Annotated in this window: 21 protein-coding genes and 1 pseudogene; 20 read left to right on the forward strand and 2 right to left on the reverse strand. The window is 71.4% G+C overall.

From position 1 onward, the window contains the following. Window positions 1-695: MotA/TolQ/ExbB proton channel family protein (locus tag D7X74_RS22925; RefSeq protein ID WP_147446652.1), on the reverse strand; the 695-nt coding region annotated here is incomplete at its 3' end. A gap of 42 nt (window positions 696-737) precedes the next feature. On the opposite strand from D7X74_RS22925, the gene D7X74_RS22930 reads away from it, so the two are divergent. From D7X74_RS22930 to D7X74_RS23025, 20 genes are all read left to right on the forward strand, one after another. Further along, a complete protein-coding gene (locus D7X74_RS22930) occupies window positions 738-1,565 on the forward strand; it encodes a DUF4292 domain-containing protein (protein WP_120535128.1) in 828 nt (275 codons plus the stop codon). Between the two features lie 59 nt (window positions 1,566-1,624). After that, a complete protein-coding gene (locus D7X74_RS22935) occupies window positions 1,625-2,380 on the forward strand; it encodes a general secretion pathway protein GspE (RefSeq protein ID WP_120535129.1) in 756 nt (251 codons plus the stop codon). A gap of 9 nt (window positions 2,381-2,389) precedes the next feature. Beyond that, entirely contained in the window at window positions 2,390-3,379 is a 990-nt protein-coding gene (locus D7X74_RS22940) for a general secretion pathway protein GspE (RefSeq protein ID WP_120535130.1), read from the forward strand. Beyond that, window positions 3,376-4,401, forward strand: coding sequence for an ABC transporter ATP-binding protein (locus tag D7X74_RS22945; RefSeq protein WP_199732642.1), 1,026 nt, complete (start codon window positions 3,376-3,378; stop codon window positions 4,399-4,401). The genes D7X74_RS22940 and D7X74_RS22945 overlap by 4 nt, the downstream gene beginning before the upstream one ends. Next, on the forward strand, window positions 4,398-5,453 hold the full coding sequence (locus tag D7X74_RS22950) for an ABC transporter ATP-binding protein (protein ID WP_199741882.1): 1,056 nt from the start codon (window positions 4,398-4,400) through the stop codon (window positions 5,451-5,453). Before D7X74_RS22945 ends, D7X74_RS22950 begins: the two co-directional genes overlap by 4 nt. Next, entirely contained in the window at window positions 5,422-5,829 is a 408-nt protein-coding gene (locus tag D7X74_RS22955; RefSeq protein WP_120535132.1) for a DUF2085 domain-containing protein, read from the forward strand. Before D7X74_RS22950 ends, D7X74_RS22955 begins: the two co-directional genes overlap by 32 nt. Before the next feature lie 63 nt (window positions 5,830-5,892). Then, window positions 5,893-6,540: an RNA polymerase sigma factor gene (locus D7X74_RS22960; RefSeq protein ID WP_120535133.1), complete on the forward strand. Its 648-nt coding sequence runs from the start codon at window positions 5,893-5,895 to the stop codon at window positions 6,538-6,540. Beyond that, on the forward strand, window positions 6,537-7,988 hold the full coding sequence (locus D7X74_RS44330) for an anti-sigma factor (RefSeq protein ID WP_233595226.1): 1,452 nt from the start codon (window positions 6,537-6,539) through the stop codon (window positions 7,986-7,988). The genes D7X74_RS22960 and D7X74_RS44330 overlap by 4 nt, the downstream gene beginning before the upstream one ends. A gap of 96 nt (window positions 7,989-8,084) precedes the next feature. After that, window positions 8,085-8,333 (forward strand): hypothetical protein, encoded by a 249-nt coding sequence (locus D7X74_RS22970; protein ID WP_147446653.1) that lies wholly within the window; start codon window positions 8,085-8,087, stop codon window positions 8,331-8,333. 229 nt (window positions 8,334-8,562) lie between these two features. After that, entirely contained in the window at window positions 8,563-9,378 is an 816-nt protein-coding gene (cpaB, locus tag D7X74_RS22975) for a Flp pilus assembly protein CpaB (RefSeq protein ID WP_120535135.1), read from the forward strand. 71 nt (window positions 9,379-9,449) lie between these two features. Continuing rightward, complete coding sequence (locus D7X74_RS22980; protein WP_120535136.1) at window positions 9,450-10,295, forward strand: type II secretion system F family protein; 846 nt, start codon at window positions 9,450-9,452, stop codon at window positions 10,293-10,295. 40 nt (window positions 10,296-10,335) lie between these two features. Next, a complete protein-coding gene (locus D7X74_RS22985) occupies window positions 10,336-11,199 on the forward strand; it encodes a type II secretion system F family protein (RefSeq protein ID WP_370450796.1) in 864 nt (287 codons plus the stop codon). 22 nt (window positions 11,200-11,221) lie between these two features. Further along, window positions 11,222-14,287 carry an FHA domain-containing protein gene (locus D7X74_RS44335; protein WP_370450797.1) on the forward strand — a complete coding sequence of 1,022 codons (3,066 nt, stop codon included), beginning with the start codon at window positions 11,222-11,224 and terminating at the stop codon, window positions 14,285-14,287. Window positions 14,288-14,449: 162 nt separating this feature from the next. After that, the gene (locus D7X74_RS22995) at window positions 14,450-16,063 is read left to right on the forward strand and encodes an FHA domain-containing protein (protein WP_370450795.1); all 1,614 of its coding nucleotides are present in this window, start codon (window positions 14,450-14,452) and stop codon (window positions 16,061-16,063) included. Further along, window positions 16,060-17,775: an exodeoxyribonuclease VII large subunit gene (gene xseA / locus D7X74_RS23000; protein ID WP_120535139.1), complete on the forward strand. Its 1,716-nt coding sequence runs from the start codon at window positions 16,060-16,062 to the stop codon at window positions 17,773-17,775. Before D7X74_RS22995 ends, xseA begins: the two co-directional genes overlap by 4 nt. 41 nt (window positions 17,776-17,816) lie before the next feature. Then, on the forward strand, window positions 17,817-18,155 hold the full coding sequence (gene xseB / locus D7X74_RS23005; RefSeq protein WP_120535140.1) for an exodeoxyribonuclease VII small subunit: 339 nt from the start codon (window positions 17,817-17,819) through the stop codon (window positions 18,153-18,155). Between the two features lie 27 nt (window positions 18,156-18,182). After that, on the forward strand, window positions 18,183-18,572 hold the full coding sequence (locus tag D7X74_RS23010; RefSeq protein ID WP_120535141.1) for a PleD family two-component system response regulator: 390 nt from the start codon (window positions 18,183-18,185) through the stop codon (window positions 18,570-18,572). Window positions 18,573-18,577: 5 nt separating this feature from the next. Beyond that, complete coding sequence (locus D7X74_RS23015; protein ID WP_120535142.1) at window positions 18,578-19,471, forward strand: polyprenyl synthetase family protein; 894 nt, start codon at window positions 18,578-18,580, stop codon at window positions 19,469-19,471. Continuing rightward, on the forward strand, window positions 19,471-21,222 hold the full coding sequence (locus tag D7X74_RS23020) for a 1-deoxy-D-xylulose-5-phosphate synthase (protein WP_120535143.1): 1,752 nt from the start codon (window positions 19,471-19,473) through the stop codon (window positions 21,220-21,222). Before D7X74_RS23015 ends, D7X74_RS23020 begins: the two co-directional genes overlap by 1 nt. Next, the gene (locus D7X74_RS23025; protein ID WP_120535144.1) at window positions 21,219-21,959 is read left to right on the forward strand and encodes a TlyA family RNA methyltransferase; all 741 of its coding nucleotides are present in this window, start codon (window positions 21,219-21,221) and stop codon (window positions 21,957-21,959) included. The genes D7X74_RS23020 and D7X74_RS23025 overlap by 4 nt, the downstream gene beginning before the upstream one ends. A gap of 14 nt (window positions 21,960-21,973) precedes the next feature. Here D7X74_RS23025 and D7X74_RS43080 read toward each other — a convergent pair. Next, a pseudogene (locus D7X74_RS43080) lies at window positions 21,974-22,367 on the reverse strand (hypothetical protein); the annotation flags it as partial.

Raw genomic sequence — 22,367 nt, forward strand, 5'->3', positions numbered from 1 at the left:
GGCGGGGTGGACGGCTCGCGCGAGGGGGGCGGCTCTGGCAGCACCGCTCCGGTGGCGCGCTCCTTGAGCAGCTCGGAGAACTCGTCGCCCAGCAAGCGCAGCTCCACGAGCACGCGGGAGAGCCGCGCCTGGAAGTAGTTGTAGAAGACCATCGCCTGCACGGCGACGAGGATGCCCACGGCGGTGGCGACGAGCGCCTCGGAGATGCCCGTCATCACGGCCGCGGAGCCGCCGGTGCCGCCGGCCTCCACGTCCACGCCCAGGTCCTTGAAGGAGCGCATGATGCCGGCCACGGTGCCGAAGAGGCCCACGAAGGGCGTCGTCGAACCGATGGTGGCCAGCAGCCACAGGTTGCGCCGCAGCTTGAGGCCCACCTGGGCGCGCTCGCGCTCCACGGCGGACTCGATGCCATTGCCGCCGCTGGCGCGGCTTCGCTCCCAGCGGTCGAAGCCCGCGAGGAAGATGTCGGCGGCCACCGCGTCGGAGCGCTCGGCGGCCGTGCGGGCCGCGGCCACGTCCCCGCGAAGCAGGTGCTTGTGGACGATTTCGCCCAGGTTGCGGGACCGCTCGCTCACACCCCAGAGGGCGATGAGCCTTTCGATGGCCACGCCCAGGGCCACCACGGAGGCGCCCAGGAGGAGGGCGAGGGTGACGCCGCCCAGGCGAAGGTAATGAAGTAGATCGTTCAGGCTCATGGTTGATGACCGGGCAGGGAGCCCTGGCTCACACTAGGACATATGAACCGCGCAGCCGCCGCAATCTTCCTGGCCCTCCTCTGTTCGGCCTGCCCCAAACGCCTCGAGTTCGGTCCGGAGGGCCGCATCGAGGACGCCCAGACGCTCTACCAGCATGTGCAGGAGCGGCAGGGTCAGGTGGTGAACCTGGAGGGCGACTCCAAGCTGCGCGTGGACTCCCCCCAGGGCAGTGGAACGCTCTCCACCTTCCTCTCCATCACCCGGCCGGGCCTCATCCACCTGGAGACGTACGACTTCTTCAACCGCCCGGTCGCCTCGCTCGTGTCCGACGGGACGCGCTTCGGCGTCTACCAGGCGCAGGGCAACACCTACTTCCAGGGGCCCGCGAGCCCCGAAAACGTGTCCCGCTTCCTGCCCATCGTCCTGCCGAGCGAGGAGCTGGTGGCCGTCATGCTGGGCCAGGTCCCCCTCCTGCCCCCGGAGTCCATGACCCTGGAGCTGAACGAAAAAGAGCGCGTGTACGTGCTCACGCTGGTGCGCGGCGCGGCCACGCAGACACTCCGCGTGGATCCCCGGCACCTGCGGGTGGTGAAGAGCGAGGTGCGGGGCGTGCCGGGCTACGACCTGGCGTTCGAGGACTTCAAGCAGCGCGGCGAGCTGCTCTTCCCCGGCAAGGTCATCCTCACGGCGGCCCAGGCGGACACGAAGCTGGAGCTGCGCTACACGGAGATCACCCTCAACGGCCGGCCGGACCTGACGCTTTACGAGCTGACGGCCCCGGAGGGCGCGAAGGTGGTGGACGTGGACGCGCGGGGTCGGGAGCTGGGTGGGGGTGCGGTGTCGCAGCCGCCCCCGGCGCCGGGTTCCTGAGCTTCCAGGCGTCGAAAGGCAGCGCCCCGGCCCAAGTCGGGTACACTGACGCGCACGACATGGCACAGATCAAGCTCGGAGAACTGCTGATCAAGGCGAACGTCCTGCAGGAGAGCCAGCTCAAGGCGGCGCTCGCCGAGCAGGCCAAGTGGGGCGGGAAGCTGGGCGAGATCCTCGTCCGGATGAACCTGGTCTCCGAAGACATCCTCGTGCGCGCCCTGTCGAAACAGCTGGGCATGCCGGCGGTGAACCTGGACGCCGTGCAGATGGTGCCGCCGCACGTGAAGGCGAAGATTCCGTCCCAGACGGCGCGCGACTTCTCCGTCGTGCCGCTCCAACTGCGCGACGACGGCAAGACGCTGGTGGTGGCCATGTCGGACCCGCTCAACGTGCGGGTGCTGGACGAGCTTCGGGCCCTGTCCAAGTGCCGCATCGTGGCCAACGTGGCGGGCCGCACGTCGGTGGCGCGGGCGTTCGCGCGCCTCTACGAGGAGTCCGCGGAGCTGGAGGACGCGGACACCAACTTCAAGGTGGTGGACGCCCAGGGGCGCACCGTCGTGAAGAACCTCAAGGACCTGGATCCGGCCGCCGCCGTCGCCACGTCCGCCCCGGCCCGTCCGGCGGCCCCCGCGGCCCGTCCGGCGGCCCCCGCGGAGGCGCCCCGCGCGGCGGCCTCCGGCAGCCCCGCGGAGCTGCTCAAGAGCGTGGAAGAGGTCCAGCGCAAGGAGGTCGCGGCGCTCAAGGCCATGGTGGAGCTGCTCATCGAGAAGGGCGTTTTCTCCCGCGAGGAATACCTCGCCAAGGTCAAGCGGTAGCCAGCGGCCATGCGCAAGAAGATTGGTGAACTCCTCGTCCAGGCCGGAGTGGTCACGGACGAGCAGGTGAAGCAGGCCCTGGCCTCCGGGCGGCGCGGTCAGGGCCGCAAGCTGGGCGAGGTGCTGGTGTCCATGGGCCTGTGCACGGGCCGGGACATCGCGCGCGCGCTGGCGGCGCAGCACGAGCTGCCCTTCGTGGAGATCCCCGAGTACATCCCCCATGGGGTGTCCTCGCTGGTGTCCATGGACTTCCAGACCGAGCACCGCGTGCTGCTCTTCGCGCTGGAGCAGGACGGCCGCAGCGAGAAGCTCCACGTCGCGGTGGAGGACCCCGGCAACCTCATGCTGGTGGATGAACTGCGCTTCCAACTGCGCAAGCCCCTGAAGGTGTTCGTCGCCTCCTCGGACGACATGGATCAGGCCCTGGCGCGCGGCCGGGGCGAACCGCTGGACATCGTGGAGGCCGAACCCATGGATGAGATGGACGACGCGGACGACTCGCCGGACATCCTGCCGTCGCCGCCGCCCGCGCCCGCACGGTCCTCCGCGCGCCCGCCCGCGCCGCCTCCGCTGGACTGGGATCTGCCGCCCCCGCCGCCGTCCGACTCGCCCGCCGACGGGGCGGACGTGCTGGAGGACCTGCTGAGCGCGAAGCCGCGCGCCGCGCCGCCTCCGCCGCCCAGGCCCGCCGCGTCCAGGCCTCCGCCTCCGCCCCCCGCCGAGGACTCCGACCCGAACAAGCCGCGCGTGCCGGTGGTCGTCTTCGGCGGCGCCGCGCAGGGCGTCCGGCCGTCGATGCCGCTCACGCCCACGCCGGACTTCTCCGAGGAGGACCTGGCGGTGCTGGACGACATCGAGCGCATCTCGCGCGGCGAGGAGGCCAGCCTGGACACGGAGAAGGTGAAGCCCGCGCGCATGGTCGCGAGCCTCATCCGCCTGCTCATCCGCAAGGGCCTCATCCAGGAGTCGGAGTTCCTGGAGGAGCTGGCCCAGAAGTGACCGGGGCCGCGCCGTCGTCGGACCTCCTGGCCCCGCTGCTGGACGTGCGCGGGCTCACCACCCAGCTTTCGCTGGAGCGAGGGCCGGTGCGCGCGGTGGACGGGGTGTCCTTCACCGTGCCTCCCGGCGGCACGCTGGGGGTGGTGGGGGAGAGCGGCTGCGGCAAGAGCCTCACCGCGCTGTCGGTGATGCGGCTCGTCCCCCAGCCGCCCGGCCGGGTGGTGGCCGGCGAGGTGCTCTTCCGGGGACAGGACCTCTTGCGCCTGCCGGAGCCGGAGATGCGGCGCGTGCGCGGGCGGCACGTGGCCATGGTCTTCCAGGAGCCGATGACGTCGCTCAACCCCGTCTTCACCGTGGGCGAGCAGATTGGCGAAGGCGTCCGGCTGCACCTGAAGGCGTCCCGGGCGCAGGCGCGTGAGCGCGCGGTGGAGATGCTGCGGCAGGTGGGCATCCCGGCCCCCGGCGAGCGCGTGGATGCGTACCCGCACCAGCTCTCCGGCGGCATGCGCCAGCGCGTGATGATCGCCATGGCGCTCGCGTGCGACCCGGCGCTGCTCATCGCGGACGAGCCCACCACGGCGCTGGACGTCACCATCCAGGCGCAGATCCTGGACCTGCTCAAGCGCCTGCAGACCGAGCGCCACATGGCGGTGATGCTGATCACTCACGACCTGGGCGTGGTGGCGGGAAGCTGCGACGCGGTGGCGGTGATGTACGCGGGCCGCATCGTGGAGCAGGCCCCGGTGCGCGAGCTCTTCGCCCGGCCCGCGCACCCGTACACGGCGGGCCTGTTGCGCTCCATCCCGTCCCTGCACGACGCGGGCGCGGCGGTGGAGGGGGAGAAGCGCCGGCTGAAGGCGATTCCCGGCATGGTGCCGTCCCTGGGAGCGCTGCCCTCCGGGTGCGCGTTCCGCGACCGGTGCGACCGCGCCTCTGAACTGTGTGCCCGCGTCACGCCCGCGCTGGAGCCCAAGCGCGGGGGCCAGTGGGCCGCCTGCCACCACCCGGTGCCCGCGCCATGAGCGAACCGCTGGTCCAGGTGCGCGACCTGAAGGTGCACTTCCCGGTGCGCGGCGGCTGGCTCGGGCGCACGAAGGGCGCGGTGCGCGCGGTGGACGGCGTGTCCTTCGACGTCGCGCGCGGTGAGACGCTGGGGCTCGTGGGGGAGAGTGGCTGCGGCAAGAGCACCCTGGGCCGCGCCGTGCTGCGCCTGCTGGAGCCCACGGCCGGCTCCATCCGCGTGGACGGGCGCGAGCTCACCGGCCTGTCGCAGCGCCAGTTGCGGCCCCTGCGCCGGCGCATGCAGCTCGTCTTCCAGGATCCGTACGCCTCGCTCAACCCGCGCATGACGGTGGGGGACATCCTCGCGGAGCCCTTCGCCATCCATGGCCTTGCGAAGGGCAGGGCGCGCGAGGAGGAGGTGCTGTCGCTCCTGGATGCCATGGGCCTGCCCCGCGAGGCCCGGCACCGCTACCCGCACGAGTTCTCCGGCGGGCAGCGCCAGCGCATCGGCATTGCACGTGCCATCGCGTTGCGTCCGGACCTGGTGGTGGCGGATGAGCCCATCAGCGCGCTGGACGTCTCCATCCAGGCGCAGATCGTCAACCTGCTGGTGGACCTGCAGCGCGAGCGCGGGCTCACCTACGTCTTCATCGCGCACGACCTGAAGATCGTGGAGTACGTGTCCACGCGCGTGGCGGTGATGTACCTGGGCCGCATCGTGGAGGTGGCGCCCTCCCGCGTGCTGTACGCGGGGCCCCGTCATCCGTACACGCAGGCGCTGCTGTCCGCGGTGCCGGTGCCGGATCCGGAGCGTCCCCGCGCGCGCCTGCTCCTGCCGGGAGAGCCGCCCTCGCCGCTGTCGCCTCCGTCCGGGTGTTCGTTCCACCCGCGCTGCCCCTACGTGATGGAGCGCTGCCGGCGCGAGGCGCCGCCGCTCTACCCGCTGGGGGAGGGCCACGCCGCCGCGTGCTTCCTGGCCGAAGGGGATGCCCGGAGCGCCGGGCCCGTTCCCCCTGTTTCCGCGTCCGACGGAGGTCCCGGTGTTCTGGCTCAGCCATCATCACGCGGATGAGTACAACCGCACGTACGCGCTGGGCGGGGTGCGCGTCTGCGCGCGCTGCCTGGGCACGTACCCGGTGCTCGCCGCCGTCTTCGTGGGGCTGTTCGTGCTGCGGGCGCCGCTCGCGTGGGCGTGGGACGTGCCGGTGGGCGTGGCGCTCACGCTGCCGGCCCTGGTGGACTGGGCGGTGGGCCGCTTCCGTCCGGCCTCCGGCAACAACGCGGTGCGCACGCTGACCGGGGTGTTGCTGGGGTTGGGACTTGGCCGCTCGCTGTACATCCACGTGCAGCGCCCGCTGCCGGCGGTGCTGCTGGCACAGGCACTCCTGGTGACAGGGGTGGCGGTCCCTGTCATTCTCGCCACTTACCGGCGTCCACGGCCAGAATAGACCTTTCCCGTAGGCCTGTCCGTTACAGGCACAGGGCGGGAAGGGGATGGCACCCGTGGCTTCATGGGCACAGGGGGAGAGTTGGCACCCGAAACCTCAGACGAGCGGCTGATGCTCGCCTTCCAGGCGGGAGACGCGCGCGCGTTCGAAGCGCTGATGCGAAAGCACCGCGCGCCGGTGTTCAACTTCATCCTGCGCTTCGTCGGGCAGCGGGCGCGGGCGGAGGACGTGCTGCAGGAGACGTGGCTCAAGGTGGTTCGCAGCGCCCGGGAATACACGCCGAAGGCCCGGTTCACGACCTGGCTGTACACCATCGCGAGGAACCTCTGCGTGGACAGCACGCGCAAAGAGAGCTACCGCCAGACGACATCCCTGGAAGCCCCCGTGGGTGGCACGGACGGGGACGAGGGACGTCCGCTGGGCGAGGGGCTGCCGGACTCCGGTGCCAGTCCGGAGCGCGGGGCGCACAACGCGCGCCTGCGGCCCCTGCTGGAGCGGGCCCTCGCGGGCCTGCCGGAAGAGCAGCGCGAGGTGTTCGTGCTGCGCGAGTACAGCGGCATCCCGTTCAAGGAGATCGCCGAGGTGACGGGCGTGTCCGAGAACACCGTGAAGAGTCGGATGCGCTACGCGTTGGAGGGACTGCGCCGTCGTCTGGGAGAGCTGGGCGTGGATGGCGACCTGTCGGAGGATGGAAGGACGGTGGCGGGATGAGTGCCCAGAATGCCCACGCGCACGAGGACCGGCTCCTCGACTTCGCCTACGGCGAGCTGCCGGCGTCGGAGGCCCAGTCGCTGGAGCAGCACGTCCAGGGCTGCGCGCGCTGCTCCAAGGCCCTGTCGGACATCCGCGGCGTGCGCTCCACGATGGCGCACCTGTCGGTTGAACCGCCGCCGGACGCCGGCCTGGAGTCGCTCCTGGCGTACGCGCAGCAGTCCGCGCGCCGCGCCGCCGCGGGCCCCGAACCGAAGCCCTCGCGCTGGCGCCGCTGGCTGTTGCCCGCGGTGGGCCTGGCCACGGTGAGCACCTTCGGCGTGCTGACGCTGGAGGTCAGCAAGAACGTCAACCTGGAGCCGGCGCTGTCGCAGAAGGCCGCACCGGCCGCCGTCAGGCAGAACGAAGCGATGGCCAAGGCAGAGGCCTTTGATGACGCCCCGGCCGCGCAGGAGGCTCCCTCGGCCATGAAGGCCGCGCCGGCCCCCTCGTCCGGCGCGCTGCTGGACCGTGCAAGGACGAAGCAGGCCGAAGCCTCCCTTGGCTCCAAGGGTGGGGGCGAAGGTCGGCCCTCGGACTGGATGAACGCCGGCAGCGGGGGCGCCCTGCTGGAGCGGCGTGGCGGGCCGGGCCTGGAGGGAAAGAAGAAGGTGTCCAGCTTCCGCAAGTCGGAGGCGGAAGTGGACGCGCTCCAGGCTCCGTCGGCGGTGATGGACGAGGAGGCGAAGGACTCCGCGCTCGCGCAGGGCATGCTCAACCAGGCACCGGCTGGCGTCAGCTCCGGCCTTGCCGACACGGGAGGCGGCAGCGACAAGTTCCGGAAGGAGGAGGGCAGCGCGTTGCGGTTGGGCGGTGCGTCCTATGGACGGGGACTCGCCCGGGACGACGCTGATCTCGCCGAAGAGGCCGCCCCTCCGCCGCCTTCGCCCGTGGTCGCCGCCGCGCCCGCGCCTTCCACGCCGATGCCCACGGGCTCCGCCGCCCCGCCGCGTGATGAGCCGCCGGCTCCCGGCAAGGCGATGCCCCCCCCCGAGCCGCAAGCCGCCCGCGAGCAGCAGGCCGCCCGCGCGCCCTTGCCCGCGACCGCTTCCAAGCCGAAGTCCGCGCCCGCGGAGAAGGCCGCCCGCGCCGACGCGATGACCGCCCGCGATCTGTCGCGGCAGGCGCAGGAGGCCGCGAGCCGGGGCGACCGCGCCCGGGAGTCCCAGCTGCTGCGTGCCGCGCTCGCGGCCGGTGTCACCGGAAGCGAACGGCTGTCGCTGCTCTCACGCCTGTGCGAAGCGGAGTACGCCCAGGGCCGCAGGACGGAGGGCGCGGAGGTCTGCGCGCGCATCGTCATGGAGGCGCCAGAGTCCGAAGCGGCCCAGCGGGCCGGGATGTGGCTGGGGCAGGGTGCGGAGACGACCGTCCCCACGAAGGCTCCGGCCCAGGCCGCTCCCGCGCAGTAGCGGGGCAGGCCCGGGCCGTCCGTGGCGGCCGGTCCAGTCCAGATGACCGATGCATGGGGCCCCCGGAGCCTGGATACTGGGAGGATGAGGCCGGACGTGGATCATCCCCCTGTGAGCCCCCCCCGGAAGGCAGCGCCGCGCTCCCTGCGCCGCGCCCGCCGGGGTCAGGCCATGGTCGAGTACTCGGTGCTCAACTGGGTGCTGCTCGTGGCGCTCGTCGTCGGCGCCACCGTGAAGATCCGGTGGTCCGAGGACCGGCAGAGCAACGTCATCGACCTGTTCCTCGAGGCGTACGAGATCTATTACGACTCGTTCTACTTCGTGCTGAACCTGCCGTTCCCCTGACGCCCGGGAGCAGCGCGGATCATCGCCAGGGTGCGTCATCCAACCTGGCAGGCAGGGAGGCGCTGGGGCCCCAGGGTGTCCTGGGATTCCGTTCTATCGTGAGAGGTGGTTTTGACACCTGCTCTGGCGCATGGCTAACATCCCGCCCGTTCGCGCCCTGGCATCGCCCCCACGTCAAAGCTGTCTTGCCGCCACGACGGCGCCCCACCGTTCTGGAGGACCTTGAACCATGTTGAAGGGTAAGACCCCGCTCGTCGTCGCGCTGGTGCTCGGTTTGCTCGCGGGCATCGTGGCGTATTCGGCCATCAAGAAGAAGGAATCGGATGTGCGTCGCGGGTGGAATCTGGTGCCCGTGGTGGTCGCGGGCACGGACATGCCCGAAGGGACGGTCATCACGTACGAGATGATCTCCCAGCGCTCCGTGCCCGAGCAGTTCGTCACCTCGTCGGTGGTGAAGCCGGACTCGGCCAACTACATCGTGAACCAGAAGGTGCTGGTGGCGCTGCAGGCCGGCGACCCCATCCTCTGGAGCCAGTTCGAGACGACGAAGGCCGCCGAGCGCCTGTCGACGAAGGTGCAGAAGAAGGCGCGCGCCATCACCATCGAGGCGAAGCAGACGACGGCGGTGGGCGGTTGGATCCGCCCCAACGACCACGTGGACATCATCGGCACGTTCCGCGATCCGCAGACGGACGAGAGCGTCGCCGTGACGCTGCTGCAGAACATCATCGTGGTCGCCACGGGCAAGATCACCGGCACCACGAACATCAACCTCATCCCGGAGAACCAGCGCGAGTACAGCAACGTGTCGCTGATGGTGCTGCCGGAAGAGGCGGAGATCCTGGTGCTGGCGGCGGAGCTGGGCAACCTGACCCTGTCCTTGCGCAACGAGGACGACGTGGACCTCATCGAGGAGCGCGGTCGCGCCACCATCAGCACGCTGCTGTCCGGCGAGCGCACCCGGGTGCTGGAGCAGAAGCGCCGGGAGATCATCCAGATCATCAAGGGCGGTGGCGGCGAGAAGGCCTCGGCCGGCTCTCCGTAGTGGCCCGCCGGGGCTGCTTCGTCTGAAGCGGCCCCGCCGGCTTCTCCCTCTTCCTCAGGGGATTCGCGCCCATGCTCGCAGGTATCGTCCTCCTTCTCGTCACCGGCTCGGTGTTCTTCTTCAGCCTGGTGATCTTCAGCGTCCTGTCGAAGGCGTATGAGCAGTACCAGGAGCGCTACGTCGCCAAGTCGATGAACGACTTGAGCGACATGTTCCTCTTCATCGATGCGCGGCAGATGTTGATCCTCAACATCGCGTGCATGTGCCTTCTGGGCATCCTCAGCTACATCATCTTCAACCCCATCCTGGCGCTGCTCGCGACCATCTTCGGCTTCTTCCTGCCGATGCTGATGGTGAAGCACTACCGCAAGCGCCGGATCAAGAAGTTCAACGTGCAGCTGGTGGACGCGCTGCAGGCCATGGCCAACGCGTTCAAGGCGGGCCTCACGTTCCCGCAGGCCATCGAGCACGTGGCGCGCGAGGCGATGCCGCCGCTGTCGCAGGAGTTCGGCCTGTTCGTGAAGGAAGTGAAGCTGGGCGTCCCCCTGGAAGAGGCCCTGGTGAACATGGGCCGCCGCGTGGGCAGTGACGACCTGGAGCTGGTGGTGGTGTCCACCAACATCGCGCGCCAGCTGGGCGGCAACATGGCGGAGATGTTCGAGACCATCTCCACGGTGATCCGCGAGCGCTTCCGCCTGGAGGGCAAGATCGACGCCCTCACGTCACAGGGCAAGCTGCAGGGGTGGATCGTCGCGGCCATGCCGGCGGTGCTCGGCATGGTGCTCAACTACATGCGTCCGGACCTGATGGAGCCGATGTTGGATCACTTCTTCGGCTACATCCTGGTGACCATCATCGCCATCATGGAGATCATGGGCATCCTCATCATCCGGCGCATCGTCAACATCGACATCTGAAACGAGGCGCACCGTGCAGGAGATTCTGACAGCCTTGCTGATGGGCGGTTCGGCGCTGCTGACCGCGGGGGCCGTGGCGTTCCTGGGCGTGGGCGTCTACCACAACGTCCTGGAGCACTTCCTCACGGAGGTCCGCGACGAGTCCGCGGGCGGCGTGAAGGGCGTGGGCTCCGTCGCCATCCGCAAGCTGGGCGCCATGAACCGGCGCTTCATGTGGCCGGGCTACGAGTCCAAGACGCGCCGCAAGCTCATCAAGGCGGGCGAGCCGTCGCAGTACAAGCCCGAGGACATCATGGCGCTGCAGGAAGTCAGCGCCTTCCTGGCCCTGCTGGCCGGGCTCTTCGTCATCAACGGCATCGGGATGAACCTGGCCTGGTCGCTCCTGGTGATGCTCCTGGGCCTGTTCTATCCGCTCATCTGGTTGAACGATCAGGTGAAGCGCCGTCACCTGGCCATCAGCCGCGCGCTTCCGTACAACCTGGACCTGCTGACGCTGTCGGTGGAAGCGGGCATGGACTTCACGGGCGCGCTGGCGAAGGTGGTGGAGAAGGGCCGTCAGGGGCCGCTGCGCGAGGAGCTGCAGCTGGTGCTCAAGCAGCTGAAGATGGGCAAGACGCGTGAAGAGGGCTTGAAGAGCATGATCGCGCGCGTGGACCTGCCGCCCCTGACGACGTTCGTCACGGCGCTGATCCAGGCGGACAAGATGGGAACGAGCCTGGGCAAGGTGCTGCGCATCCAGTCCACGCAGATGCGCATCGACCGGACGCAGCGCGCGGAGAAGCTGGCGGGTGAAGCGCCGGTGAAGATGCTCTTCCCGCTCATCGCCTGCATCTTCCCGACGGTGTTCATGGTGCTCTTCGGGCCCATCGTGTTCCAGTTCATGTACGGCAACGTCGGGGGCTAGTCCTCTGCCCATCCTGCTCACCATCACCCAGGGGCTCCAGGTCGGGAGGGAGCTCGCCTTCGAGCAGGCCGAGGTGAAGATCGGCCGGACCTCGGAGAACGACCTGGTGCTGCATGACCACGGGGTCTCCCGGCGTCATGCCCGCATCACGGCGCGGGACGGGCGGTACTTCGCCGAGGACGTGGGCAGTGCCAACGGCACGCAGCTCAACGGCCAGCCGCTCGGCGGCGAGAAGCAGCTGCGCGACGGGGATCGCATCACCGTCGGGCCGGTGGAGTTCACCTTCGTCTGGATGCCGCAGGACGAGGAGGCGGACGTCACCCGGCCCATCCGCAGGGCGCTCGCGCCGCCGCACGCGCAGGTGTCGCCGCCCCAGGGCCTGGAGCAGGCCTCGCTCGCGGAGATCGAAGCCGCGCCCACGAGCTACCAGCAGTCGCTGCCGGTGCTGGCGAGGCCGTCCTTCCAGCCGACCCCCCAGCGCTCCGGGGCCGCCGCGAGGAGCATGGCGACGCCCGCGCCACCGCTGGCGCCGTCTCCCGCGAGGAAGCCGGAGGCCGTGGTGCCTCCGCCGAAACGGCCCTCCGCGCCCGACCTTCCCGCGGTCGGAGCGCCCGCGCAGGGTCGCGCTTCCGGACCGGGCCTTCCTGCTGTCGGCGCACCCGCGCCGAGCAGGGCTGCCCCTCCGGCGGGAGCGACTCCCGCGCAGGGGCGCGCCTCGGCACCGGGCCCTTCCGTCGCGGGTGCTCCCGCGAAGAGCGGACCTCTTGCTTCGAGCCAGTCCGCCGCTGGCGCCTCCACGTCGGGCAAATTCGCGGCACCGGGCCCTGCCTCTCCAGACGCCTCCGCTTCTCCGAACAAGGCCGCCCCTCCGGGCCCGCCCGTGCTCGCTGCCGCCACGCCGAAGAAGGCAGCCCCGGGCCTGCCCGCGGTTGGCGCGCCCGCGCTGAATCGCCCCTCCCTGGGGCGCGGCGCCGCGCGAGGGGCCGAGCCTGCGAAGTCCCCGTCTCTCCAGGCGGATGCCGCCGCCGCGCCGCCGGGCCCGTCCGCCCCGCGAAGGGACGCGCCGCCCGTCGCTCCTCCCTCGAGTGCGAAGTCGCCCGCGTCGCCACCCGTGCTCAAGAATGCGGTGGCGTCGGTGCCCCTGCTGCCTTCCGTCCCGGCGCTGGCGCCCGCCGTGGCTCCCGTGCCCGTGCGTGGCGGAACAGCTCCCGCGTCAGGGGCTCCTGGCCTCCCCGTGCTGTCCTCCCCCGGTCACATGCCGCCTCCGGTGAGCGCTCCCGTGGCTTCGTGGAACGCGCCTCCGGTGGGCCTGTCCCCGGTGGATCCGGACGAGCCCGAAGAGCGCACGCTGATGGCGATCTCCGCGGTGGAGTCGTCGGAGCCTGTGCTTCCTCCTCCTCCGGTGGGTCTGTCCCCGGTGGATCCGGACGAGCCCGAAGAGCACACGCTCATGGCGATCTCTGCGGTGGAGTCGCCGGAGTTCCTGCTTCCGCCGCCCCCGGTGGCGCCCCCCGCGCTGTCCTTCTCGGATCAGGACGAGCCCGAGGAGCGCACGCTGATGGCGATCCCCGCGGTCGTCACCCCTCCGGAGCCACCGCCCGAAGCAGCCCCGGCGCTGGCGGCCCCCGAGGCACCGTCGCTTCCGCCGGTGGTGGAAGAGGAGCCCGAGGAGCGGACGGTCCTCGACCTGCGGCCCATCCCTCCCGTCAATCCGCTCGTGCCGCGTCCGGTGCTCCATGGGGTGCCCCCGAAGGTGGCCGCCCCCGTCGTCACCGAGGAACCGCCGACGTTCGTGGGGCAGGAGCAGGGCATCGCTTCCGCCCCACCCGACGAGTCGTCGGAGGTGAGGACCTTCGTCGGCCAGGACGGTCCTGGCGCGCCCCCCGTGCTGGCGCCTGCCCCCGCGCGCAGCGCTCCCGTCCCGCAGCCTCCGCCCTTTGAACCGGTGACGTTCGTGGGCAAGGACCGTCCGGACGCGCCGGCGGCCTCCGCGCCGTTGTCCGGCTCGCTGCCAAGCGAGGCCGGTCTGCTGGCCCTGCTGTCCCCGGACGAGAGCGACGCCACCCAGCCCCTCCCGCCGTCCGACCCGGAGGACGCCTCCTCGCAGCCGGCGCGTTCCGTGACGGTCGTCGCGAAGGTCGAACCCTCGACCGCCGCCGACAAAGCCCGGAGGCGCCGCCAACTCGCCCGCACGCTGGGGGGCCAGTTCGTCCTGTTCTGGAACCGCCAGTCCAAGCTGCGCCGCGTCGGCTACGCGTCCGTCGCGGGCGTCATCGTCCTGGCGGCGCTGTTCGGCGTCATCACCGTCCTGTCGTCCACCTCGCTCAAGCTGCCGGGCCGGGAGCCCTTCAAGCTGGGCCTGGAGCCGGTGCCGGACTCGTTCGGCCTGGGGCAGGGCGTGCGCTGGCCCCACGCGGACGAGAAGGTCTTCGACTTCCGCTTCGTTTCGCCCACCCGCGCGGTGGCGGTGCTGCACTACCAGGCCAGCAACATCGCCAAGGACGAGGTCAACCTGTCGCTCAACGGCGTGTCCCTGGGCTGGGTCCCTCCGGACACGGCCCAGACGCAGGAGCGCGAGCTGGAGCAGGTCATGCCCCCGGGCCTGCTGCGCCGCAACGAGAACAACCAGCTGCTCTTCGACAACGCCCTCAATCCCCCGGGGCAGGAGACCTGGCGCATCTGGAACCTCCGGCTGGAGATCATCCCGGTGCCGGAGCTGCCGCCGGATCAACTGCTGGCCTCCGCTCGGGAAGCGGCGACGGCGGGCGCCCGGTTCTATGAGTTGAAGGACGTGGGCGGGGAGAACCTCTTCCGGGCCTGGCAGCAGTACCGCTCCGCGTGGATCACCCTGGAAGCGCTCGACGACAAGCCGGACCTCTACGAGGACGTCCGGGAGCGGATCGCCCGGATTTCAACAGAGCTGGACCACCGCTGCGGTCAGCTGATGCTGGAATTCCAGCAGGCGGTCCAGTTCCGCAGCCGACGGCAGGCGGTCGCGGCCCTGGCGGAAGTGCGGAGACGCTTCCCTAGCACCGAGCATCGCTGCCACAATCTCGCGCTGGAAAAAGCCTATGAGCATGAACTCTAGGGTTCGTGCCCCCCTCAGCAGGACGCGGTGAACACCATGTCGAACGGTCCTCCCCCAGCCCGCCGAAGGCCTACTTCGGGTACGCCCTCTTCCGGGACCGGACAACGCGCGCCGGTCCGCCGGTCGACCGCCGGTGTCTCCGCGCCGAAGCCCGCGAAGCTCGTGGTCATCGCGGGCCCCAGCGAGGGCGCGGAGTTCCCGCTCTCCGAGCTCGAGTACACCGTCGGTCGCGCCTCCGAAAATCCCATCTGCCTGCAGGACACGTCCGTCTCCCGGAAGCACATCACGCTGCGCAAGGAGTCCGCGGGCTGGTACGTCAGCGACATGAAGTCGGGCAACGGCACGCTCGTCAACGACGAGCCCGTCACCGACGAGACGCTGCTGGCCAACGGCGACATCATCACGATGGGCGACTCGGAGCTGCGCTACGAGGACGTGGCCAACAGCACCGCCAAGGTGCAGGCGCCCGCGGGCCCCAGCCGGCCCCGGCCAGCCCCGAGCGGGAGCCGCTCCTCCTCGGCGGTGCCCGTGCGTCCCGGCCCCGGTCGCGCGCGCCCCCAGACGTCGCGCGCCTCCGCCGCCGCGGAGCTGACGCCGGAGCTGCAGCGCAAGCGGATGCGGATGAAGCTCGCGGGCGTCGGCGTGGTGGTGGTGCTCCTCGCCGGCCTGGGCGTTGCGCGCTCGCGCATGAAGCAGCAGCAGGAGGAGCAGGGCCGCATCGAGCAGGAGCAGCGCGATTATCGCGAGCAGCTGGGCGGCATGTTCCAGGACGCCAAGAACCTGGTGCGTGAGGGCCAGTGGCAGCAGGCCAAGGTGAAGCTCCAGGAACTCCAGGAGCAGGCCCCCGAGTACCCCGGCGTGGCCGACTACCTGAAGGCCGCGGAGAAGGAGATCCCCAACCAGGGGCACCTGACCGCGGCCCAGGCGGCGATGACCCGGGGAGAGCTCGCGGCCGCGCAGGCGTCGCTCGCCAAGGTGAGCAGCGACACGCAGCTCTATGAGCAGCTGAAGACGGCCCGCCGGGCGCTGACCGACGCGGCCGACGCGCGCACGAAGGAGGCCAACACGATGATGGCCTCCCGTCAGCTGGAGTCGGTGCAGAAGGCCAAGGCCATCACCGACGACGTGCTGGCGACCTTCCCGGAGCACCGCGACGGCAAGCTCATCAACGATGAGGCCGCGCGCATCATCGCGGACCTGACGCGTCCGGAGCCCGTGAAGGTGGTGGCGGCGCCCAAGCCCTGGGAGCCCGCCGTGGACCGCTTCCGCGACGGTGACATGACCGGCGCGGTGGCCATCCTCAACACGTGCCTGGGCAAGACGCCCCAGTGCAAGCAGTACATGTCGCAGATGACGGAGTTCGGGAACCTCTACAAGAAGCTGGAGGACCTGGACGCCAAGGGCCTGACGCGGCTGCTCGCGCTCGACAAGGACATCACCGACGGCCGGGGCAGCAAGATGGCGCGCAACGCGGGCACCCGCGCGGCGACGATCTTCTACAAGAACGCCGTCGCCGCGAAGGCCTCCGCCCAGTGGACGAAGGCGATGGAGAACGCGCGCCGCGCGCTCCAGGCGGACCCCAACCACGCGGGCGCCGCGAACATCGTCAGCGACCTGCGGGGCAAGGCGAAGGACCTGTACCTCCAGGCCTACTCCATCAAGGACTCCAGCCCGGACGAAGCGCTGCCCCAGTTCAGGGACGTCGTCGCGATGACGCCGGCCGACGACGAACTGCACGGCAAGGCCCAGGGCTGGGTCGAGAAGCTGTCGCGATGAAGAAGCGCAAGGGCGCGGAGCCGCCGCCCCCCGAGGAGGGGCAGGGCGACCTCTTCGGCACGTCGCTCTTGCCTCCCCTGCGTCCAGCTTCCCCGGGGACGAAGGCCGCCGGGAGCAAGCCGGCCGCGCCCGCGCTCCCGCCGAAGGCCGAACCTGTCGCGCCGCCGCCGTTGGCCCCGGCGCCCATCCCGGTGCCGCGCGCGGAGCGCACGGTGCTGTCGGTGGGCGAGCTGACGCGCCAGTTGAAGCAGACGGTGGAGTCGCGCTTCCCGCGCGTGCTGGTGCGCGGCGAGGTGTCCAGCTTCCGTGGCGCCAACGCGCGCGGCCACTGGTACTTCACGCTCAAGGACGCGGACGCGTCCATCGACGCCAAGGTGTGGGCCTCGATGGCGTCGCGGATCCGCTTCGCGCTGCGCGACGGCATGGAGGTCCTGGCCGAGGGCAGCGTGGACCTGTACGAGCCGCAGGGCCGCTACAGCCTCATCGTCAGCCGGCTGGAGCCCGTGGGCGAGGGCGCGATGGCGCTCGCGTTCGAACAGCTCAAGCAGCGGCTGGCGGCCGAGGGGCTCATCGGCGACCGGCGCGTGCGGCCGCCCCGGCCCGTGCCCTTTCTGCCCCGGAGGATCGGCGTCGTCACCAGCCGCACGGGCGCGGCGCTCCAGGACTTCCTGCGCGTGCTGCACTCGCGCAACCCCCGGCTGGGTGTGCTGCTGGCGGACGCGCGCGTGCAGGGCGAGGGCGCCGAGGAGGACGTGGCGCGGGCCATCGAGCGGCTGGGCCGCACCGACGTGGACGTCATCGTCGTGACGCGCGGCGGAGGCTCCGTGGAGGACCTCTGGACCTTCAACGAGGAGCGGGTGGCGCGCGCCATCTTCGCCTCGCCGGTGCCGGTGGTGTCCGCCATCGGCCACGAAATCGACTTCACCATCGCGGACTTCGTCGCGGACCTGCGCTCGCCCACGCCCAGCGCGGCGGCGGAGCGGCTGTCTCCCGTCCTCGCGGACCTGGAGCTGACGCTGGCCACGCAGTCCGGACGGCTGCGCCGGGCCTTCGAGCGCCGCGTGCTGGAATTGCGCGAGCGTCAGGGCCAACTCGCCGCGCGGCTCACCGACCCCCGGCGCGCGGTGAACCAGCAGCGCCTGCACCTGTCCGAACAGGTGGAGGCGATGATGCGCGTGCTGCGCCCCCAGGCGCGCGAACACCGCGAGCGGCTGCGCGCCCTGCAGGAGCGGTTGCAGCGGGCGCGGCCCCAGACGCGGCTGGGAGAGCAGCGCTCGCACCTGCTCAAGCTCGCCATGCGCCTGTCGGAAGCGGCGCGCGCGGGGGTGACGCGGCGGCGGGGCGGGCTGGCGGACGCGCGGCTGGGGCTGGAGCGCGTGACGCCCACGGCGCGGGTGGCGGAGGAGCGCGCTCGGGTGGCGAAGGCGCGCGCGCGGCTGCTCGAACTCCAGCGGGGGGCGCTGGCCTCCGCGCAGACGCATTTCGGACGCCTGGGGGGACGCCTGGACGCCCTGAGCCCGCTGAAGGTGATGTCGCGCGGCTACGCGGTGACGTTCCGCCAGCGGGACGGCGTCGTGGTGCGCTCCATGGGGGACGTGGTGGTGGGGGACGTGCTGGGCATCAAGCTGGCCGCCCATGGCGCCCAGACGCTGGGCGGGTGTGAAGAAATCGAAGCGACCGTCACTGGCCTGAAAGGGCCGGTGGACTGCTAGCGGGCCACCCTCTACATTCCGCGCCCCGCTCGGGGAGGTGGATGGCCGTGGCGAAGTCGGAAAAGAACCCGAAGGTGGAGGCCGCCCCCGAGCAGTACGGGGACGTGGTGTCGCGTCTGGAGCAGACGGTCGCCCGGTTGGAGAGCGGCGAGCTGTCGCTGGAGGACTCGCTCAAGGCGTTCGAGGAAGGCATCCGGCTCGTCCGCCGGGGCGAGAAGCTCCTCACGGAGGCTGAACAGCGCATCGAGCAGCTGCTGGTGGACGAGGACGGCCAGGAGGTCGTCGCGCCCCTGGCGGTGGCGTCCCGTCCCGCTCCCCAGGCTGCTCCCCGGGCGAGCAGCACGGCCCGTCCGCCGCCGGAGGACGATGTCCCGTTCTAGGAAACAGGGGAAGGGCGGAGGCCGGGAATGTCGAAGCCGAAGATCACCATTGTGGATGACGACCGTGACACGCGCGAACTGCTCTCCGAGGCCCTGGGGTCAGAAGGGTTCGAGGTGACGTCCGCGGCCAACGGCCTGCGACTGGTCGCCTCGCTGGAGCTGCACCGGCCGCACGCCATCCTCCTGGACGTGAACATGTCCTGGATCAACGGCTTCGAGCTGTGCCAGGCCGTGAAGCAGAACAAGCAGTTCCGGGACATCCCCATCATCTTCATCAGCGGGCGGGGAGACCCGGAGGACAAGCGGCGGGGCATGGAGGTCGGCGCCGCCGACTACTTCGTGAAGCCGCTGGAGCTGGACACGCTCGTCCAGCGCATCCGCGAACTCATTCCCACCGACGTGGTGCAGGAGCCTTGAAGCCGATGGCCGCCTTTGAACTGGAACCCTTCATGCGCTCGCACCAGGCGCGGGTGGAGGAGCTGCTGCGCGAGCGCGCGGACCGGCTGGTTCCCGCCGGCACGCCCGCCAGGCTCGCGGAGTCCATGCGCTATTCGCTGCTCGCGGGCGGCAAGCGGCTGCGTCCGGTGATGTGCCTCGCGTTCGCGGACGCGGTGGCCAATGCGAGCACCCGCAACGAGGTGGCCGTGGATGCCGCGTGCGCGCTGGAGTACGTGCACACGTATTCGCTGGTGCACGACGACCTGCCCAGCATGGACAACGACGACCTGCGCCGGGGCAAGCCGACGAACCACAAGATGTTCGGCGAGTCGTTGGCGCTCCTGGCCGGGGACGGGCTGCTGACGGAGGCCTTCACGGTGATGGCCAGCGGGCCGGAGCCGGTGCGCGGCCTGCTGTGCGCGGAGCTGGCGCGGGCGGCGGGCGCGGCGGGCATGGTGGGTGGCCAGGTGCTGGACACCGCGGAGGACCGGGCGGCGACGGAGGCGTACCTCATCCGGCTGCACCGGATGAAGACGGGCGCGCTCATCCGCGCGGCATGCCGCATGGGCGTGCTGGCCGGGGGCGGGGACCTGGCGGCGCTCGTGAGCGCGGAGACCTACGGCGACGCAGTGGGGCTGGCGTTCCAGATCGCCGACGACGTGCTGGACGTGACGTCGAGCGCGGAGCAGCTGGGCAAGCCCGCGGGCGCGGACGCGGAGGCCGGACGCTTCACGTTCCCGGCGGTGCTGGGGCTGGAGGCGTCGCGGCGCAAGGCCCGCGAGCTGGTGGCGACGGCGGAGGCCGCGGTGCGTCCGCTGGAGGGCGCGGACGGTCCGCTGGCGGCCCTGGCGCGCTACTCGGTGGAGCGGACGTCCTGATGGCGGACGTGCTGTCCGGGGTGTCGTCTCCCGCGGAGGTGCGCGCGCTGTCCGAGGACGCGCTGCCCGGCCTGTGCGAGGCGCTGCGCGAGGCCATCATCACGCTGTGCGGCCGGGTGGGCGGACACCTGGGCGCGTCGCTGGGCGCGGTGGAGCTGGTGGTGGCCCTGCACCGCGTCTTCCACACGCCGCAGGACGCCCTCCTCTTCGACGTGGGGCACCAGGCGTACGCGCACAAGCTGCTCACCGGTCGGCGCGACCAGATGCACACGCTGCGGCAGGCGGGCGGCATCTCCCCGTTCCTGGATCCGCGCGAGAGCCCCCACGACGCCCTGGCGGCGGGCCACGCGTGCACGGCCATCTCCGCGGCGCTGGGCGTGCTCGCGGGCCGGCGGCAGTTGCATCACCGGGGCCACGTGGTGGCGGTGGTGGGGGACGGCGCGCTCACCGGCGGCCTGAGCTTCGAGGGCCTCAACAACGCCGGAGGCAGCCACCTGCCGCTGGTGGTGGTGGTCAACGACAACCAGATGTCCATCAGCGCGAACGTGGGCGCCATCCCCGCGCTCCTGCGCACGCGCAACGCGAGGGCGTTCTTCGAATCGCTGGGCTTCACCTACCTGGGCCCGGTGGACGGGCACGACCTGGGCGCGCTCACGCAGGCGCTGCGCGAGGCGAAGGCCTCCTCGCGGCCGGTGGTGGTGCACGCGCTGACGAAGAAGGGGCGCGGCTTTCCCCCCGCGGAGGCCGACGAGCAGACGCGCGGCCACGCGATGGGGCCCTACGAGTGGCGCGCCGGCAAGCTCGTGCGCTCGCGCGGGGGACTGCCCACGTTCAGCGAGGCGTTCGCCACGGTGCTGGGCGAAGCGCTGGAGCGGGATCCGCGCGTGGTGGCCGTCACGCCCGCGATGCTGGAGGGCTCCGCGCTCACGGGCCTGAAGGCGCGCTTCCCGGACCGCGTGCACGACGTGGGCATCGCGGAGCAGCACGCCGTCACCTTCTGCGCGGGACTGGCCGCGGCGGGGGCTCGGCCGGTGTGCGTCGTCTACTCCACCTTCCTCCAGCGCGCGTATGATCAGGTGGTCCACGACGTGTGCCTGCCGGGCCTGCCCGTCGTCTTCGCGGTGGACCGCGCGGGGCTGGTGGGCGCGGATGGCGCCACGCACCAGGGCGCGTACGACGTGTCCTTCCTCCGGCCGCTGCCGGGCCTGACGCAGTGGGCCCCGGTGGTGGGCGAGGACCTGTCGCCCATGCTCACCACCGCGCTCCAGGCCCCCGGGCCGTCCGTGCTGCGCTTCCCGCGCGGCACGCTGCCGGCGGTGCCCCCGGAGCTGCACGTGGGCGAGGCGCCCGTGGCGGGAGCCCGCTGGTTGAAGCGCGCGGCCGGGCCCCGGCTGACGCTGGTGACGCTGGGCCCGCTGGGGCTCGCGGCACTGGAGGCCGTGCGGAACGAACCGGACTGGAGCGTGCTGGATGCGCGCCGGGCCTGGCCGCTGGATGAAGCGGCGCTGCTGGAGGCCGCGGCGGGTGGGCACGTGGTGGTGGCGGAAGAGGGCACCACCCGGGGCGGGCTGGGCAGCGCGGTGCTGGAGCTGTACGCGGCCTCCGGCGTGCACCCCCGGGTGAAGCTCATGGGCATGCCGGATGAGTTCCTGCCGCATGGTGACGCGCGGGTGCAGCGCGCGGAGCTGGGGCTGGACGCGGCGGGCCTGCGGCGCGCGGGCCGGGGGCTGCTCGGAGAGGAGGCCCCGTGAAGTTGAAGAAGGAGCGGCTGGACGTGCTGGTGGTGGAGCGGGGCCTCGCCGAGTCGCGCACCAAGGCCCAGGCGCTCATCCTCGCCGGCCAGGTGGTGGTGGGCGACCAGCGCGTGGACAAGCCCGGCGCCCTGGTGCTGGTGGAGTCGGAGCTGCGCCTCAAGGGCGAGGTGCTGCCGTACGTGTCGCGTGGGGGCCTCAAGCTCAAGGGCGCCATGGACCGCTTCGGCCTGGACGTGACGGGCCGCGTGGGCGCGGACATCGGCGCCAGCACGGGGGGCTTCACCGACTGCCTGCTCCAGCACGGAGCGGTGCGGGTGCACGCCATCGACGTGGGCTACGGCCAGCTCCACGAGAAGCTGCGCAAGGACCCGCGGGTGCGCTCGCGCGAGCGGGTGAACGCGCGCTACCTCACGCAAGAGGACCTGCCGGAGAAGGTGGGCGTGGTCGTCATCGACGTGAGCTTCATCTCGCTCACCCAGGTGCTGCCGTCGGTGCTGACGTTCCTGTCGCCCGGGGGCCTGCTGGTGGCGCTGGTGAAGCCCCAGTTCGAGGTGGGCCCGGACCGCGTGGGCAAGGGCGGCGTGGTGAGGGACCCCGTCGCGCGCCAGGACGCCATCGACACCGTGACGGCGTTCGTGCGCGAGCAGGGCCTCACCGTGCGCGGGCTGATGGACTCGCCCGTGCCCGGGCCCGCCGGCAACGTGGAAGCGCTCCTCGTCGCCGACCGGCCCTGAGTGGCTTCACGCCGTTACGGGCGCACCTTGCGGTAGTCCGCCAGGGGCAGCGTCTGCACCAGGCTGTTGCCCGTCCGCATCCAGAGGCGGTTGTCGTTGTCCACCGAGCACGACAGGCTGCTGGACACCTCGTAGCGGAACAGCTCGCCCTTCTCGCCGGAGTCCACCGCGACGATCTCCAGGGGCAGCTCGCCCGGGCCGGAGCCGTTCAGCAGGTAGAACTCGGGGCTGGTGGCCCGGCCCAGTTGTACCTGGACGACCTGGAGGGTGCCGGAGGCGTCCACCGACTTGCCGTCCTTGTTGACGATGGCGCCGGTGTCCGCGTTCAGGAACCACACGCGCTGCAGGCCGATGGCCGCCACGCGTGAGCCTCCCGCGTAGGGGAGGACGAACTGGAGCGGGACGGGC

This window comes from Corallococcus sp. CA047B, assembly GCF_003612065.1.
In the GTDB taxonomy this organism is placed as follows: domain Bacteria; phylum Myxococcota; class Myxococcia; order Myxococcales; family Myxococcaceae; genus Corallococcus; species Corallococcus praedator.